The organism is Methylobacterium aquaticum, from assembly GCF_001043915.1.
Lineage (GTDB): Bacteria > Pseudomonadota > Alphaproteobacteria > Rhizobiales > Beijerinckiaceae > Methylobacterium > Methylobacterium aquaticum.
The window spans coordinates 1-16,355 of the sequence record NZ_LABX01000239.1; the positions used below are offsets into that span (position 1 = coordinate 1).

Genomic DNA, 16,355 nt, shown 5'->3' on the forward strand with positions numbered 1-16,355 from the left:
GCCGATGCGGCCGGCGAGGTGCAGCATTTCGTCAACGCCTTCACGGTCAACGAGACCTATTTCAACCGCGAGGAGCACCAGCTGCACTGCCTCACCGGCTCGCTGATCGACGCCGTCATCGCCGGACGGGCGCTAAACGATCCGATCCGCATCTGGTCGATGCCCTGCGCGACCGGCGAGGAACCCTATTCGGTGGCGATCTGGCTCCTCGAGCACTGGCCCGCGGTCGATGACTGGGAGGTCGAGATCGTCGGCTCGGACATCGACACGCGGGCGCTCGCCGCGGCGGAGGCCGGGCGCTACGGCGCCCGGGCGCTCGGCCGGCTGCCGCCCGCCCTGGTCTCGCGCTACTTCACGGTGGAGGATCGATCCTCTTTCGAGGAAGCGTCTTCTCAGGGCGCCCCTTCTCAGGTCCCAACTTCTCAGGGCCGCACTTGGCGCATCCTGCCGGAGCTGCGCGGCTCGGTGCGCTTCAGCCGCCGCAACCTCGTCGACGGGGCCGGGATGGCGCAGGAGGGGCGCTTCGACATCGTGTTCTGCCGCAACGTCCTGATCTATTTCGACGACGCCTCGCGCAAAATCGCCGCCGCCAACCTTTTCTCCGCCCTGCGGCCGGGGGGCTTCCTGTGCCTGGGCCATACCGAATCGATGGCCCGGATCCCGTCGCGGTTCCGCACCCGCCGCTTCCCCGAGGCTATCGTCTACCAGCGCCCGGAGGACGCGCATGGGTGACGGGCCTCCGACCGGCGACCTGACCGCCGACCTGATCGCGGATTTCGTCGCCGAGGCGCGCGAGCTGGTCCAGGCGGCGGCCGAGGACCTGCTGGCCCTCGACGGCGCCGCCGATCCGGCCGTGCTCAACCGGGTGTTTCGCGCGGTCCACACCCTCAAGGGGTCGGCCGCCCTGTTCGACTGGCCGGCCCTGCTCGCCGTGCTGCACGCCGCCGAGGACGGGCTCGACGCCGCCCGGGCCGGCAGGCGGCCGCTCGGCACCGATCTCGTCGATGTGTCCCTCGCGACCCTCGACGCCACGTCGCGCTGGACCGAGGCCATCGCGGCGACCGGGGCGCTGCCGGCCGGCGCCGCGGCCGAATCGGCCCGGCTCGTCGACCGCTACCGGGGCCTCCTGGCGCCGGCCGGCGGGGTGCCAGAGCATCCGCGCCCCCCTGGTCCGGCCGACCCCGTGCCCGGCTGGGCCGCCGGCCTCCTGTCGGGCTTGTCCGCGCGGCCGGACGGGGCCGTCACCGCCCTGCGTTACCTCCCGCGGGCCGATTGCTTCTTTGCCGGCAACGACCCGCTCGGCCTGGTGCGCCGGCTGCCCGGGCTCCTGGCGCTCGACCTCGCCCCCGCCGCCCCCTGGCCGCCACCGGAGAGCCTCGACGTTTTCGCCTGCAACCTCGCGGTGACGCTGCTCACGGCCGATCCGCCCGAGACAGTCGAGGCGGTGTTCCGCCTGGTCCGCGACCAGGTCACGGTGGCGGTCCTGGCGCCGCCATCCGAGGCGGGACCGCCGAGCGAGCCGCCGCCGGAGGCCGACCCGGCCTCCTCCGAGGCGGCGACCCGGACCCTGCGGGTCGATGCGGGCCGGATCGACGCCCTGGTGGCCCTGGCCGACGATCTCGCCGCCGCCCGCGCGGCCCTCGGCGCGGTCACCGCCCAGGCTGCGTCGGGGACCGACCTTGCCAGCCTCGTGCCCGCCTTGCGAGCGAGCGACGACCGCATCGGCCGGCTCTCCGCCGAGCTGCACCGCGAGGCGGTGGGCCTGCGGCTCCAGCCCCTGGCGCGGGTCTTCCGCCGCTTCCCGCGGGCGTTGCGCGACATCGCCCGCGGGCTCGGCAAGGAGGTGGCGCTGACCCTGGAGGGCGAGGCGACCGAGGTCGACCGGGACGTGGCCGAGGGGCTGTTCGAGCCCCTGCTGCACCTCCTGCGCAACGCCGTCGACCATGGCATCGAGCCGCCCGAGACGCGGGTCCGCGCCGGCAAGCCCGCCGCGGGCCGGATCCGTCTGCGGGCCGAGAGCCGGGGCGAACGGATCGTGGTCTCGGTCTCGGATGACGGGCGCGGCCTCGACCCCGACCTGATCCGGGCCCGTGCCGCCGCCCGCGGGCTGATGACGCCCGCCGCCCTCGCGGCGCTCGACGAGGCGGGGGTGATCGCGCTGATCTTCACCCCCGGCTTCTCGACCGCGGCGGCCATCGGCACCGTTTCCGGCCGCGGCGTCGGCATGGATGCGGTGCGGGACGCCGCCTCGCGCCTCGGCGGCGCCTGCACCGTCGAGAGCCGGCCCCAACAGGGCACCACGATCCGCCTGTCGCTGCCGCGGGCCCAAGCCCTCGCCCGGCTGCTCCTGGTCGGCCTCGGGCCGGACCTCTACGGCCTGCCGATGGAGGCCGTGGACGAACTCGCCCGAGTGCCGCGGGAGCGCATCCACGACCACGGCCCGGGCCCCGTCACGGTCCTGCGCGGCCGCACCGTGCCGGTCCTGTCCCTCGCCGACCTGCTCGACCTGCCGCGCGAGGCGGCCTCGGCCGAGGCGCGGCTGGCCGTGCTGCGGCTCGGCGACGCGCGCGCCGCCATCGAGGTTGACCGCTTCGCCGGACGCCTCGACGGGCTGGTCCGGCCGCTGCCGGGCCTTGCCGCCCTGCCGGGCCTCGCCGGGACCACCCTCGCCGGCGATGGCCGGGTGCTGCTGGTGCTCGATCCCGACACCCTGGTGGGTGGGTGGCGAGAGGAGAGGATGCCGTGAGCGTGCGCTGCGACGGAGGACTGATCCGCCTCGAAGGCCCCTGCCCGGTGGAGGAGGCCGAGACGCTGGCCGCCCTGCTCCTCGCCCATCCGGGCGCTGGCGTGGAGTGGAGCGGCTGCACCGGGATGCACACAGCTCTGGTCCAGGTGCTGCTCCGGCTACGCCCGCCGCTCCATGGTTCCTGCGGCGATCCCTTCGCGGCCCGCTGGCTGGCGCCGCTGCTGGCGCCGTCCGACGACGGATGAGGGTATGGGCGCGGGCGGCGAGTCCGTCGCCGCGGGTCGTGCAGGATGGCGGCGGTTCAGAACACTCCCGTCGGTCGTTGAAACCGACCTTTGGTCTGATGCCATCGACCTTCACGCGCCGGGATCCTCTCCGCGGCGGGGCCATGATTCGACCAAGTGGCAGGATCGGCCGCAGAGCGGTTGGACAACCGGCAGAACGACGCATCATACCAACGGCCCAGGATGCTGACGCATCGGGCCGTTGATCCATCTCAAATTTTTGATGTCGAGCCAGAGGCTTGGCAAAAATTCGAGAACCGAACCAACGGTCGTTTTCAACGATCGTTGGTATCACGCCGCAGCCTCTCGTCGGACCATGCCGGCCCTCGCCATGATCCAGCGCAACGCATCCTGGTCCAGGATCGTCGATGATCCCGGCATCCGCGAGACTCGACCCTCGCGCGCGCCTTCGCTCAATTCCCGCACGAAGAGCCAGGACGATGCCGTCTCGCCCATCGATGCCCCCCACCCTGACATCTCCCATCCGCCATGTCGGCAGGCGGGCCCGATGAGCGACGTCATCCTGGTGGTGAATGCTGGCAGTTCGTCGATCAAGTTCAAGCTGTATCGCGTCGCGGACGGCGCACCCGCACTCCTCCTTGCCGGCGCCATGAGCGGGATCGGCAGCCGCCCGGCGCTGAGCGTGACGGACGGAGCCGGCGCGGTGGTGGACGCGCGCGGATACGCGCCCGGGGACGTGCCCGACACCGCGGCGGCCCAGCACTGCGTCGCCGACTGGCTCCGGCATCATGTCGGCGAGGCCGCCATCACGGCGGTCGGGCATCGGGTGGTCCATGGCGGCCCGGCCCACGCGGAACCGGTTCTGATCGACGACGCGGTGCTGCGCCGGCTCGAAAGCTTCGTCCCGCTGGCGCCGCTCCATCAGTTGCGCAACCTCGATCCGATCCGGGTCCTGCGGCAGCGCCGGCCGGACCTGCCTCAGGTCGCCTGCTTCGACACCGCCTTCCACCGCGGCCAGCCCGAGGAATCCGAGCGGCTCGCCCTGCCCCGCGCCCTCTACGACGAGGGGGTGCGGCGCTACGGCTTCCACGGCCTGTCCTACGAGTTCGTCACCGGCCGCCTGCGGGAGATCGCCCCCGGGGTCGCGGGCGGGCGGGTGGTGATCGCCCATCTCGGTTCCGGCGCCTCGCTCTGCGCCCTTGAGGACGGGCGCCCCCGGGAAACCACCATGAGCTTCACGGCGCTCGACGGGGTGCCGATGGGCACGCGCCCGGGCAGCCTCGATCCCGGAATCGTGCTGCACCTCATCGCCCAGAAGGGCCTGAGCCCGGCGGAGGTCGGGCACATGCTCTACCACGAGAGCGGGCTGCTCGGCCTGTCCGGCCTCAGCGGCGACGTTCGCGCGCTGCTGGCGAGCGACCGACCCGAGGCGGCGCTCGCCCTCGACGTGTTCTGCCGGCGGGTGGCGCAAGCCGTGGCCTCCCTCGCGGTGACGCTCGGCGGCCTCGACGCCCTGGTGTTCACGGCCGGCATCGGCGAGAACGCCCCGGCGATCCGGCAGCGGGTCGTGGCGGCGCTCGCCTGGGCCGGGCTGAGCCTGGATGAGGCGGCGAACCGGGCCGGCGCCGGGCGGATCGACGCGCCGGGAAGCCGCGCCGAGATCCGGATCGTCCCGACGAACGAGGAGCTGACGATCGCCCGGCACACGCTGCGGCTGCTCGGCCGCCCCGTCCCGGCCTGAACCGGCCGGGCCGCCCTCGGCGCCTCACGCGGCCATGGTGCGGGAGGCGTCGCGGACCAGGCGGGCCGCCGCGTCGACCTCCCGGGTCGAGGACGCGATCGTGCCGAGGTTGCGGCTGATCTCGCCGACCGCCTCCGTCATCGCCTGCATGCTGGCCGACATCTCCCGGGCGACGGCCGCCTGCTGCTCGACCGCGGAGGCGATGGAGGAGGAGATCGCGTCGACCTGCCCGATGGTCTCCCCGATGCCCGTGATGGCGGCGGCGGCCCGGTTCGCAGCGTCCTGCGTCTCGGCGATCTGGCGGCTGATGCTGTCCGTGGCCCGCGCGGTCTGGGCCGCGAGGCCCTTCACCTCGGCGGCGACGACCGCGAAGCCCTTGCCGGATTCGCCGGCCCGGGCCGCCTCGATGGTGGCGTTGAGAGCGAGCAGGTTGGTCTGGCCGGCGATCTGCTCGATCGTCTCCACCACCTCGCCGATGCGATGCGCTGCCGCGGCGAGGCCGACGACCACCGCCGAGGTGGCATCGGCCTGCGCCACGGCGCGCCGCGTCACGTCGAGCGATCGGGAGACCTGCTGGCTGATCGCCCCGACCGAGAGGGCGAGTTCCTCGGCTCCCGCGGCGACCGTCTGAGTGTTGCCCGACGCCTGCTCGGCGGCGCTCGCGGCGGTCACGGCGTTCCGCGATGTCTGCGAGACCGAGGCCGCGATGCCGTCGAGGTCGCGGTCGATGCCGTGGTGAAGCTCCGCCCGCCGCAGCCGCTCCACCACCGAGGGCGTGACGTCGGTGGCGAACTTGACCACCTTCGTCAGTCGGCCGGAGGCGTCGAAGACCGGGTTGTAGATCGCCTGGATCCAGACCGGTCGCCCGCCCTTGGCCAGGCGCTTGTACTCGGCCTGCTGGAACTCGCCCCGGCGCAACGCTGCCCAGAAGCGGTCATAGCCGGCGCCCTGCTCCGCCGCGTCGACGAACATCCGGTGATGCCGGCCGCGCACCTCGTCGAGCGAGTAGCCGACCACCGCGAGGAAGTTCGCGTTGGCGGTGAGCACGGTCCCGTCGAGGTCGAACTCGATGATGCCCTGGGCGCGGTCAAGGGCCGTCAGCTTGCTCTCGCAATCGGCGTTACGCCGCTTCTGGGCGGTGATGTCGACGGCGCATTTGAAGACGCCGTAGGGCTTGCCGCGGCGCCCGACGAGCGGATTGTAGCTCGCCTGGATCCAGACCTCACGCCCGCCCTTGCCCAGGCGCTTGTACTCGGCCTGCTGGAACTCGCCCCGGCGCAACGCCGCCCAGAACGCGCGGTAGGCTTCGCCGTCGCGCTCGGCGGGATCGACGAACATCGAATGGTGCCGTCCCAGGATCTCCTCCAGGCGGTAACCCAGGGCGGCGAGAAAATTGGCGTTGGCGGTGATGACGGTACCGTCCAATGCGAACTCGATCAGCGCCTGCGACGCATCCAGCGCCTTCAGCTTGGCCTTGAGTTCGGTGCGCCCCAGCAGCATTGTCATCCCCATCCGCGCCACGGGGCCGTCACCCCTCTCGTCTTCGGGCAGCGGGGTTTTCCCCATCCCCCCTAAGAGCAGGTCTTCGCCCCTCTTGCCCGCAGCATGACCCTGATGGCCTGCCACGGTCTCAACGGCACATCATAAAAACAGGGATATACCGGGATTCCATGTCGTGTTTCGTGTCACTGTTCGTGCTTAATGAGTGCAAATGCCGGCAGAATTGACATCTTTCATGTCACACACCGATGCGGAACCGGCTCTCGCCAGGCCATCGTAAGGTTGCTCGGAAAGCACCGGATTGATCGACGCATCAGAATTCGTTAATGCTCTGAATGGCAGAAAACCTTCCAACACGATGCCCGACCGCACCGAGGAGGACGGATGCTGACGCGCACCCTGATGCGACCACCCGAGCCCCATGCCGCCCCGCAGGCGTTCTCCTCCCGCCACTTCCTCAAGCTGATCGAGGATACCGGCAAGGTGGGCTTCTGGTCGTCGGACCTTCGCTCCGAACGGCTGACCGCGTCGCTCGGCCTATACCGCATCCTGGGGCTCGACCCGGCCACCGAGATGACCTTCAGCTTCGGGCTCGACATGATCCACCCCGACGACCAGGCCGCGCATCGCGACCAGATCGAGGTCCTGCGCTCCGGCCAGGCGATCAGCCGCGAGTTCCGGATCGTTCGGCCAGACCGGACCCAGCGCTGGGTCCTCCATCACGCCGAGGCGATCCTCGGCCCGGACGGAGTCCCGTGCCAGGGCATGGGCGTGGTGTTCGACGTGACGGCGCAGCACGACGCGATGCGCGCCCTGTTGCAGCGGCACGACCGGTTGAACGCCCTGATCGCCGCCACGGCGTCGGTGTTCTGGGTCAACAAGGCCAATGGCGAGCCGAGCGAGATGCCGCAATGGATGGCGCTCACCGGCCAGAGCCACGCGGAGATGCAGGGTCTCGGCTGGCTCGACGCCGTCCATCCCGACGACCGTCCCCGGACGCTGGCGGCCTGGACGACGGCGGTCGAGCACACGGCGCCCTACAACACCGATTACCGGGTCCTGTGCGCGGACGGGATCTACCGCTGGTTCAACGCCCGCGGCGCCCCGGTGCTGAACTGCGATGGCTCGGTGCGGGAATGGGTCGGGGTCTGCCTCAATGTCCCGGGCCGCACCCGCTACGGCGCCGCCGCGCCCGAGCCGCCGCCCTTGGCGCAAGCCCCTGCTCCGGTCGGTGACGAGGTGCTCACGCCCGCCCAGGTCCGCGCCGCCCGCGGCATGGCCTGCCTGTCGAAGGAGGAACTGGCGCGGCTGGCCGACGTCTCGATCTCGACCATCAACCGGCTGGAGGATGCCAGCTCCGTCGTCCGGCCGCGCATCGACACGGTCCTGGCGGTGCGGCGCGCCCTGGAGAAGGCCGGCATCGTCTTCACCTTCGAGCCGGGCGGGAAGCCCGGCATCCGCGAGGCGTGACGGCCGGCGCCTGTTGCACGATCACGATTCGCCACACGGAACGATGTCCGGTGGGATGAACAGCGGCTTCGCTCGGGTGTGTGGAGCCTCTGGCGTCGGCCGCGCCGGACGATGAGACGGTTCCTGGCGGGATGTCCGGAAAGCCTATCATTTCCCGCACCGGCTTCGCCGTCCGTTGCGGAGGAAGCGACGCGGCAATTGTCCGACCGCTTCGGACACGGCTTTCGCTCCGGCGCGGGATTCCCCTCCCCTGTCTCGGCGATCCCACGCTCGACGATCTGACCGTCACATCAACCGCTTGAGGTCGGTGTCCAATGCGGGCGACCACCCGCCGCCGCCTGCCCGATCCGTCCCCGGGACGATCCATCCCGGGGACGATGTCTCTCCGGATCCCGGCCAGGCCGGCCCCGTCGGGCGGTGTCGTCTCCGGCGCCGTGGTCGGGACGAGGCACGATGCCGAAAAACAGGCCCCGGATCGTCCGCAGGGAACCGCGCCGCCGACGATCGTGGCCGGAGCTTAACAGATTGCAATCCGTTGCCGGGCGTTCGGCCTGGACCATGCCCTGATTTCTTCCATTGCCGCCGGGTGGACAGCACGGCGCAACCTCGGCCACGACGCCACATCGAACGCGCATTGATCTGGATCAATTACCAAAGACGCGGAAACTCACCTGTCTGATACATTGGTATGAGGGCAGATTAAGCGCTTGTTATTGGCTCATCTCCAATCGTCAGCACGCCGCACCGGCGACCGGATGAAGATCGTCTCCGTCCCGACCAGCCTGACAGGCCCCGTCCGCGGTGTCGCGCGCATCTTCGAGGTCCGCCATGAACCACCCGGCCCGCCCCCGTCGCGGCACGTATCGCTCAATCAAGGTCAAGATCATCGCGGTCTCCAGCGTCTGCGTCAGCCTGACCGCCTTCGGCCTGGTCGGCTACGGCCTCTACGCGGCGACGAGCACCAGCGCCCTCGTGGCCGACGCGACGGCGGAGATCCTCGACCGCAACAGCAAGGAGAACTTGCAGACGGTCGCGGCCAACCAGGCGGCCACCATCCAGACCAAGCTCGACTTCGCCTTCGCGGCAGCCCGCAACACCGCCGGAGCCCTGGAGGTGATCGCCGCGAGCAAGACGAGCGCCTCGCGCGAGAGCATGCGCCGCGCGCAGCTCCTCGACTTCCTGAACGGGGTCCTGCGCCGCAACAGCGACTTCAACGGCACCTACAGCGCCTGGGAGCCCAACGCCCTCGACGGCGCCGACGACGCCTACGTCAACCGCGCCGACATCGGCTCGGACCGGACCGGCCGCGCCCTGCCCTACTGGACGCGCACGGCCGACGGCAAGGTCGCCTTGCAGCCCCTGGTCGAGTACGACAGCCGCGAGACACATCCCAACGGCGTGATGAAGGGTGGCTGGTATCTTGGCCCGAAGGAGACGAAGCGCGAGAGCCTGCTCGCGCCTCTTCCCTACATCGTCCAGGGCAAGCCGGTCATCCTCGCGACGATCTCGGTTCCGATCCTCTCGGAGGGCCGGTTTCTCGGGGTGGCCGGCACCGATTTCGACCTCGCCTTCGTCCAGCGCGCCGTCGAGGCGGTGAATGCCTCGCTTTACGACGGCAAGGGCTCGGTGTCGATCGTCACACAGAGCGGGCTCGTCGTCGCTTCGAGCCGCCGCGCCGACGGGATCGGCGCGCCGTTGAGCCGGGTCGACGCGGGCTGGGACAGCTTCGGCGATGTCCTGCGCGCGGGACGCAGCTTCGTCGGGCACGATGCCGCCTCGGACGAGATCCGGGTCGTCACCCCGATCGTTCTCGGGCGGACCGGCGAGACCTGGTCGGTGCTGATCGCCGTGCCCCGCGCCCTGGTCATGGCCGATGCCGCCCGGCTCGGTGCGGTCCTGTCGGCGCGCGCCCACCAGGACCTGCTCTGGCAGCTCGCCGCCGGCGCCGGCGTGGCCCTGGTCGCGCTGTCGATCATGTACGCCTTCTCCGGCAGCATCACCACGCCGATCAAGCGCCTGACCCAGGCCCTGCACGGCATGGCGCAGGGCGAGGCCACGGCGACGATCGCCGGCGCCGACAGGGCGGACGAGATCGGCGACATCGCCCGGGCCGTCGACCGGATCCGGGAACTGACGCAGGAGGAAGCCGTGCGGCGCGCCGGGCTCGCCGAGGCGGAACGGCTCCGGCTCGACGAGGAGCGCCGGCGCGCCCTCCACGACATGGCACGCGCCTTCGAGGAAGCGGTCGGCGGCATCGTCGGGGCGGTCTCGGCCTCCGCGACCGAACTCCAGGCCACCGCAGGCGCCATGGCGCAGACCGCTTCGCAGACGGCCAGCCAATCGGGCCGCGCGGCGGGCGCGGTGCGCGAGGCGGCGGCCAATGTCGGTACGGTGGCGTCCGCCGCGGAGGAACTCGGCAGCTCGGTGCAGGAGATCGGCCGCCAGGCGGGCGGCTCGGCGAGCCTCGCCCGCGACGCCGCCGCCGAGGCCGCCCGGACCGAAGGTTTGGTGCGCGAGCTGAGCGACATCACGGCCCGGGTCGGTGACGTGGTCGGCATGATCTCGACCATCGCTGGCCAGACCAACCTGCTCGCCCTCAACGCCACGATCGAGGCGGCGCGGGCCGGCGAGGCGGGGCGCGGCTTCGCCGTCGTTGCCGCGGAGGTGAAGGAACTCGCCAACCAGACCACCCGCGCGACGGAGGAGATCGGCGGCCAGATCGGTCGGATCCAGGGGGCGACAGGCCAGGCGGCGACGGCGATCGGCGGCATCGCGGTCCGGATCCAGGAGATAAGCCAGGTCGCCACGGCGATCGCGGCGGCGGTCGAGCAGCAGGGGGCGGCGACGCACGAGATCGTGCGGAACGTCAATCAGGCGGCGGCCGGGACCAACGAGGTGACCGCTCATGTCACCGGCGTGGCCGGTGCCGCGGAGGAGACCGGCGCCGCGGCGGCCCAGGTGCTGACGGCGGCGACCGAGCTGTCGCGCCAGTCCGAGCAGCTCGGCTCCGAGGTCGACCGCTTCCTCGCGACCGTCCGGGCAGCCTGATCCGGCGCGCGGCACGGGGCGAACGGGGCCTTGCGGGTCCCCCGCCCCGTCGCTGCGGAAAGGTGGGGTCAGCGGGGCTTCCCAGCCTGGAAAAGCTTCCGGCGGACCGTGCGGCGACGCCGGACATCGAGTCGGGGCCCGGCCGCGCCGCGACCGGGCCCCGACCTTTCAGAACTTGTAGGTGATGCCGCCGCCGACGATCCAGGGATCGATGTCGACCCGGCCCCGGACGAATCCGGGATTCAACTTGACCTTCGTGTCTAGAAAGATTTTCTTCACGTCGACGTTCACGCCCCAATGCTCGTCGATCATGTAGTCGAAGCCCGCCTGGAGGGCGGGAGCGACGCTGTTCGACAGACGGAAGGCGGTGAAGCCGCCCCGCTCCTGCTCGCCGAAGAAGACCGAGTAGTTCACACCCGCGCCGAGATAGGGCTTCAGCGGGCCCAAACCGTCGAAGTGGTATTGCAGGGTGAGCGTCGGCGGCAGGATCCAGGTCGTGCCGATGCGGGTGCCCGCCTGGGTGCCGGCGCCCTGGACGCCGTGGCGGGTCACGCCGAGGATCAGCTCGGCGGCGATGTTCTTGGTGAAGAAGTAGGAGATGTCGAGTTCGGGGATCGCCGAATCGGTGATGCCGACCTTCGCGCCGGCGAGCGGCAGGCCCGCCGCGGTCAGGCGCGCGCCCGGATCCGGCAGGACGCCGAGGACGCGCAGGCGCACCATCCAGGGCGACCACGTCGCCGGCACGAGGGCCGGGGCCGGCACGGAGACCGGAAGATCGGCGGAGCGCGCGCCCTGCGCACCGAGGACGAGCGCGGCGGCGAGGAGGAGAATCCTCTTGGACATGGGAAGTGATCGGGTCCGGACTACGGGAAAGGGGCCGGTGGAACCGGCGCGCCCACCCTCACGGTCTGGCCGGACCGGACCTTGATCGGGATCAAACTGCCACGCTTTCGCCCGGCGGCAGCCCGGCAGCCCGGCGCATTGACGAAGCGCAAGGATCTCCGGCCGGGGCGGGGGCAAGAAGCGGCGTCCCCTGGAGGACGCCGAGATCCTGCTCATGACGATGCTGTGGACTGCCGCTCTTCTGCCGGTCTTGGCCGCCCTGTACCTCGCCAAGGGCGATCTCGGCCGCACCCTCGGCTGGCTCTGCCTGATGAGCCTTCTGATCCTGCTCGCCTGTTCGAGCGTCGTCAGGCTCGCCATGCCCCGCCGCTGAGGGGCGATCGGGGGAAAGACATGGCGCGCCTCCCCTCTCCCGAGTCGGCGAGGGAAGCCCGCGCGTGATGTGACGCCATCGACCAAAGATTCCGCTTGAGCGGATGCCGATCAACATAAAATAGACGAGTGAAACCACCGAATAAATTGACGCTCTATCTCACAGAAAATTCAGCCAAATCAAAGAAATAGATCATTGCTTGATTGCAAACCGATCCGGAAGTGCTTTAGAGCAGCACCCGATTGCGCCATCACGGTACACGACCCACGGGCCTCGGAGGCGTTTTGGACCGCTCTCTGGGCCCACCCTGGTCCGAGGCATCGCCCGGCATCCGGGCCGAACGACGGTGGGCGGCATCGAGACCTGCGGCTTCCCCTATCCCACCCGCTGCCGCCGGTGACCGCGGCATCCCGGGAGAGACGGCGCGCCGCCGGATCGTATTTTTTCGGAGAACCGCGGCCAGGGTCTGCGCATTGTCATGCCAGGACACGCTTCGGCAAGACCTGCCTTGCACAGGACCTGCCCTGCACCGGAGACCCCGAGATGCTTCTCAAGACCGTCATCGCGGCCGGACTCATCCTGGCCGGCTCCGCCGCCGCCCGTGCCGAGGGCACCAGCCTCGATCAGGCCGGCATCCCGGCCCTCGACGTGCCGGGCTTCTCGGACCGGGTGCCGGCCGGCATGCCGCTCTTCGCCGCCCTGCCCCGGATGGCGCCAGGCGCCGAGGTGGAGGTGCGCGGCATCGACACCAGCGGCCTCGTCGCCTTCGACGCATCGATCCCGACCGCGCTGGACCCGAATGCCGACGTGGCGACCGGTTCGCTGAATCGGTAAGGCCGTGCGGCCGGGCTATCCAACCCGGCCCTCACGCGCTGAGCGCCGCGCCCCGGGCCGCGGCCTCGAACTCTCGCCATCGGCGGCCGAGGCGATCCTCAGCTTCCGCATCCCGGCCCCAGACTTCGGCCTGGAACGTCTCGTCGACATGGGCGGCGGCCCAGCCCTCTTGCGGGGTCAGGCGGCCGCGGAGAACGGCGAGCGCGATCAGCACCGATCCGGTCAGGGTCGTCATCGAATGGAGGCCCGCGAGCGCGGTCGGGCTCTCCACCGCCTCGATGGCGCGGCGGATGGCAGCGAGGGACTCCGCCGGCTGGGTGACGTGCATCACGCCCTCGCTCAGCATGAACCGCGCGCCCAGAACGTCATGCGCCCAGTCAAGCACCGGATCCCAGGCCGCGCCCTGCGCCGCCACGAGGCGGGCCGGGTCGCCGGCGCGATAGGCCACGAGGTCGGTGCCCGCATAGGCCGCGAGGTCGTCGACCACGGCGTCGCGCCGCTCAGCGACGCCGTCGAGGGCCGAGTTCACCAGCCGGGTGAGCGGCATGCGGGCCGGATCGATGACGTCCTCCTGGGCCCCCCATTCCGCCGCCAGGGCCTCGGCCAGGGCCACCTGCGGCACCGCGAGGTAGCGGCGAGCCGGCGTGCGGGCCGGGCGCCCGTCGAGGACGAGGCGGTAGCCGTCCTCGGCCTGCGCGATGCCGGCCTCCTTGTAGAAGCGCTTCGGCAGCGCGGGCTTCGCCGATTGGCGGGCGGCGCGGACCGGATCGGGCGGCGCCTCCGGGTCCCCGAGCCAGTCGCGGGTTACGTCGTTGGTCATGGGCGTCAAGATAGGGCGTCGGGCCACGGGTTGCGAGACGGCGATCAGGCCGCCGCGATCCGCTTGAGCAGGTCGGCCTCGAGGGCGGAAAAGCTGTCCATCACCGCATGCGCTCCGGCGGCCCGCAGTGCCTCGGGCGAGTGGTAGCCCCAGGCGACGCCGAGGGCGGCGACCTGGGCGCCCCGCGCCATCACCATGTCGTAGGTCGAATCGCCGATCATCACCGTCCGGTCCGGCGCGATCCCGGTCTCGGCCATCGCCTGTTCGAGCATCGCCGGGTGCGGCTTCGAGGGGGCGTCGTCGGCGGTCTGCACCGTCGAGAACCAGCCCTCCCAGCCATGCACCGCCACGAGGTGCTCCACCCCGCGGCGCGACTTCCCGGTGGCGATGCCGAGCAGCACCGCCGCCTCGCGGTTCAGGCGCGCCAGGAGCCCCGCGGCGCCGGGAAACAGCGATTCGCGGATCTCGGCCCGGGCGCGCAGCCGGCCGAACGCCTGCTTGTAGGCGTCCGCCAGGGCCTCCACCGGCCCGTCGGCGCCGACGAGGGCGGTGAAAGCCTGCGGCAGCGACAGACCGACTACCGACAGCGAGCGCTCCCGCGTCGGAGCCGGCAATCCGACTGCCGCGAAAGCCTCGCGCTGGGCGGCCACGATCAGGTGCTGGCTGTCGACGAGGGTGCCGTCGACGTCGAAGACGATGAGGATCATGGTGGGCTCATCGGTGGTCGGGCCGCCCCGCAGTCGCGCCGGATGCGGTCCACTGGCCGTCAGGGCTTGGCACGGGCCGGCTGGGCCGGCTGGATCCGCTCATAGCCCAGGCGGCAACGGATCAGGAAGCGCCGCCGTGCGCCGCCCTTCAGGCTGCGCCGCTGCGAGGCGCGGTTGCAGGCGGCGTAGCTCGGCCGGCGGCGCCGGTGCGTCGTGGTGCGATCGGGCGTCGCAGGCCGCGCCGCCGGGGCGTTCCCCTCCGCGGGTGCCGTGCGCCCGTCTTGCGGGCGCCCATCCGGCCGGACCGCAGCGGGCTTGCCATCCGGGCGGGACGCGGGGGCCGCCGGGGTGGTGGCCGGTGCGGTCGGAGCGGGGGCGGTCTGGGCCTGCGCCGTCCCGGCGCAGGCGAGGAATCCGATCAGGCCGAGGCGGGCGAGCGCGGCGAGTCTCATCTGGCTTGTCTCACTCCGGGACGGGCCGCTGAGCCCGCGCTGGCGCCGTGGGCGCGGCCCATCTCGAGAATAAGGCGCTCGGCCGTCCTGCCAAGGGTATCTCCGGGCCGGAACGGCCGCTGCGTCACGCCTCCGGCGCCTCGACGATCGGGTCGTAGCGCGCGGCGTCGAAGCCGAGCAGGTTCCAGCTCTGCGCCATGTGGGGTGGCAGCGGCGCCGTCACGTCGATCGGCTTGGCGGTGCGCGGATGCGGGATGACGATGCGCCGGGCGAGCAGGTGCAGCCGGTTCTGGAGCCCGCCGGGCAGCTCCCAGTTCTCGATGTCGAAGTATTTCGGATCGCCGACCAGCGGGTGACCGATATGGGCGGCGTGGGCCCGCAGCTGGTGGGTCCGGCCGGTCACTGGCTTCAGCGACAGCCAAGCCAGCTTCTGCCCGGCCTGGTCGACCACGGCGTAATAGGTCAGCGCGTGGCTTGCCCCCTCGTCGCCATGCTTGGCCACCCGCATCCGGGCATCGGCCTCGCCGATCTCCTCCTTGGCGAGATAGGTCGAGATCCGGCCCTGGCGCACCTTCGGCACCCCGGCGGCCAGCGCCCAGTAGATCTTGCGCGCCGCCCGCGACCGGAAGGTCTTGGCGAGAGTGGCCGCGGCGAGCCGGGTCTTGGCGATGATGAGGCAGCCCGCCGTGTCCTTGTCGAGGCGGTGGACGAGGCGCGGCTTCTGGCCGTCCTTGTCGCGCATCGCCTCCAGCAGGCCGTCGACATGGCGGGTGGTGCCCGAGCCGCCCTGCACCGCGAGGCCGAACGGCTTGTTGAGCACCATCATGTCCTGGTCCTCGTAGAGGATCAGGGAGCGCAGGAAGGCGAGGTCGCCTTCCGCCCGGGGAGAATTCGGGGCCGGCGGCCGCGCCTCCAGGCTCAACGGGGGCACGCGGACGCTGGCGCCGGGCTCGACCCGGTCGGCGGCCTTGGCGCGCTTGCCGTTCACGCGCAACTCGCCCTTGCGCACCAGGCTCTGGATGCGGGTGAAGGGCAGTTGCGGGAAGCGGGCCGAGAGGAAGCGGTCGATCCGCATCCCGGCCTCGTCCTGCGTCACCTCCAGGGTCTGCACCCCGGTGGCCAGGGCCTCGGCGGTCGCCTCACGGAGCGCCCGCCGGGTCGGGCCCGGGACCTTGGCGTCCGCCGGCCCGCGGCTCCGCGGGGCCTCCCCGGCATCCGGTCGCTCGTCGCGGCGCGGCCGGGCCGGGGCCCGGCCCTCGGCTCCGCTTCGGGTCCCGGGCCGACCGACCGGCCGCTCCGCCGCGCCGGTGCGCGGACGAACGGATGTCGGCTTGTCCGCTTTCGGCTTTTCCGCTTTCGGCTTGGCCGGAACCTTGCCGGCCGGCGCCTCGTCCCGTTCCCAGGGTGCGGCGTCGCTCATGTCGCGGCCGAAGGCCGGGCGGGGCGGGGCGGCCCGGCTGGAGACCACGAGACCGGCGGCGCGCTCGGCGGCGTCGCGGGCGGTGTTGCGCGGTCCGGTGCGGGCTCGCGGCGGGGGGCCCGGGGGGGGGCCGCCCGGGCCGGTCCGTGACCGCCC

14 protein-coding genes are annotated in these 16,355 nt (G+C 71.7%); 8 read left to right on the forward strand and 6 right to left on the reverse strand.

Annotated elements, in window-relative coordinates; genetic code table 11:
* From VP06_RS26705 to VP06_RS26720, 4 genes are all read left to right on the forward strand, one after another.
* On the forward strand, positions 1-732 hold a 732-nt coding region (locus VP06_RS26705; RefSeq protein WP_048466842.1), incomplete at its 5' end, for a CheR family methyltransferase.
* Positions 725-2,746 (forward strand): chemotaxis protein CheA, encoded by a 2,022-nt coding sequence (locus tag VP06_RS26710; protein ID WP_048466843.1) that lies wholly within the window; start codon positions 725-727, stop codon positions 2,744-2,746. The genes VP06_RS26705 and VP06_RS26710, both read left to right, overlap by 8 nt.
* On the forward strand, positions 2,743-2,991 hold the full coding sequence (locus VP06_RS26715) for a hypothetical protein (RefSeq protein ID WP_048466844.1): 249 nt from the start codon (positions 2,743-2,745) through the stop codon (positions 2,989-2,991). Before VP06_RS26710 ends, VP06_RS26715 begins: the two co-directional genes overlap by 4 nt.
* A 547-nt stretch (positions 2,992-3,538) precedes the next feature.
* Positions 3,539-4,732, forward strand: coding sequence for an acetate/propionate family kinase (locus tag VP06_RS26720; protein ID WP_048466851.1), 1,194 nt, complete (start codon positions 3,539-3,541; stop codon positions 4,730-4,732).
* A 24-nt stretch (positions 4,733-4,756) separates the two neighbouring features.
* Here VP06_RS26720 and VP06_RS26725 read toward each other — a convergent pair whose 3' ends face one another.
* Entirely contained in the window at positions 4,757-6,238 is a 1,482-nt protein-coding gene (locus VP06_RS26725) for a methyl-accepting chemotaxis protein (protein ID WP_048466852.1), read from the reverse strand.
* A gap of 378 nt (positions 6,239-6,616) precedes the next feature.
* Here VP06_RS26725 and VP06_RS26730 point away from each other — a divergent pair, with 378 nt between their 5' ends.
* Together VP06_RS26730 and VP06_RS26735 are read left to right on the forward strand one after the other, a co-directional pair.
* Positions 6,617-7,702, forward strand: coding sequence for a PAS domain-containing protein (locus tag VP06_RS26730; RefSeq protein WP_156295788.1), 1,086 nt, complete (start codon positions 6,617-6,619; stop codon positions 7,700-7,702).
* Positions 7,703-8,530: 828 nt separating this feature from the next.
* The gene (locus VP06_RS26735; protein ID WP_048466845.1) at positions 8,531-10,750 is read left to right on the forward strand and encodes a methyl-accepting chemotaxis protein; all 2,220 of its coding nucleotides are present in this window, start codon (positions 8,531-8,533) and stop codon (positions 10,748-10,750) included.
* A gap of 168 nt (positions 10,751-10,918) precedes the next feature.
* Here the strand turns inward: VP06_RS26735 and VP06_RS26740 are convergent, their stop codons facing one another.
* Positions 10,919-11,593, reverse strand: coding sequence for an OmpW/AlkL family protein (locus VP06_RS26740; RefSeq protein ID WP_048466846.1), 675 nt, complete (start codon positions 11,591-11,593; stop codon positions 10,919-10,921).
* A gap of 214 nt (positions 11,594-11,807) precedes the next feature.
* Between VP06_RS26740 and VP06_RS36715 the strand changes: the two genes are divergently transcribed.
* Together VP06_RS36715 and VP06_RS26745 are read left to right on the forward strand one after the other, a co-directional pair.
* Entirely contained in the window at positions 11,808-11,966 is a 159-nt protein-coding gene (locus VP06_RS36715) for a hypothetical protein (protein ID WP_156295789.1), read from the forward strand.
* Positions 11,967-12,509: 543 nt separating this feature from the next.
* Entirely contained in the window at positions 12,510-12,800 is a 291-nt protein-coding gene (locus tag VP06_RS26745; protein ID WP_048466847.1) for a hypothetical protein, read from the forward strand.
* Positions 12,801-12,831: 31 nt separating this feature from the next.
* Here the strand turns inward: VP06_RS26745 and VP06_RS26750 are convergent, their stop codons facing one another.
* From VP06_RS26750 to VP06_RS26765, 4 genes are all read right to left on the reverse strand, one after another.
* Positions 12,832-13,620: an ATP12 family chaperone protein gene (locus tag VP06_RS26750; protein WP_048466848.1), complete on the reverse strand. Its 789-nt coding sequence runs from the start codon at positions 13,618-13,620 to the stop codon at positions 12,832-12,834.
* Between the two features lie 44 nt (positions 13,621-13,664).
* Complete coding sequence (locus VP06_RS26755) at positions 13,665-14,327, reverse strand: HAD-IA family hydrolase (protein WP_048466849.1); 663 nt, start codon at positions 14,325-14,327, stop codon at positions 13,665-13,667.
* A gap of 59 nt (positions 14,328-14,386) precedes the next feature.
* Entirely contained in the window at positions 14,387-14,779 is a 393-nt protein-coding gene (locus VP06_RS26760) for a hypothetical protein (RefSeq protein WP_048466850.1), read from the reverse strand.
* A gap of 124 nt (positions 14,780-14,903) precedes the next feature.
* Positions 14,904-16,355, reverse strand: a 1,452-nt coding sequence (locus VP06_RS26765) for an RluA family pseudouridine synthase (RefSeq protein ID WP_048466854.1), incomplete at its 5' end; no start/stop codon positions are given.

Excerpts from the sequence above, each read along its gene's own strand:
- VP06_RS26740 (WP_048466846.1), bottom strand. The coding sequence starts at position 11,593 with ATGTCCAAGAGGATTCTCCTCCTCGCCGCCGCGCTCGTCCTCGGTGCG.
- VP06_RS26760 (WP_048466850.1), bottom strand. The coding sequence starts at position 14,779 with ATGAGACTCGCCGCGCTCGCCCGCCTCGGCCTGATCGGATTCCTCGCC.
- VP06_RS26710 (WP_048466843.1), top strand. The coding sequence starts at position 725 with ATGGGTGACGGGCCTCCGACCGGCGACCTGACCGCCGACCTGATCGCG.
- VP06_RS26735 (WP_048466845.1), top strand. The coding sequence starts at position 8,531 with ATGAACCACCCGGCCCGCCCCCGTCGCGGCACGTATCGCTCAATCAAG.
- VP06_RS26755 (WP_048466849.1), bottom strand. The coding sequence starts at position 14,327 with ATGATCCTCATCGTCTTCGACGTCGACGGCACCCTCGTCGACAGCCAG.
- VP06_RS26720 (WP_048466851.1), top strand. The coding sequence starts at position 3,539 with ATGAGCGACGTCATCCTGGTGGTGAATGCTGGCAGTTCGTCGATCAAG.
- VP06_RS26725 (WP_048466852.1), bottom strand. The coding sequence starts at position 6,238 with ATGACAATGCTGCTGGGGCGCACCGAACTCAAGGCCAAGCTGAAGGCG.
- VP06_RS36715 (WP_156295789.1), top strand. The coding sequence starts at position 11,808 with ATGACGATGCTGTGGACTGCCGCTCTTCTGCCGGTCTTGGCCGCCCTG.
- VP06_RS26750 (WP_048466848.1), bottom strand. The coding sequence starts at position 13,620 with ATGACCAACGACGTAACCCGCGACTGGCTCGGGGACCCGGAGGCGCCG.
- VP06_RS26730 (WP_156295788.1), top strand. The coding sequence starts at position 6,617 with ATGCTGACGCGCACCCTGATGCGACCACCCGAGCCCCATGCCGCCCCG.
- VP06_RS26745 (WP_048466847.1), top strand. The coding sequence starts at position 12,510 with ATGCTTCTCAAGACCGTCATCGCGGCCGGACTCATCCTGGCCGGCTCC.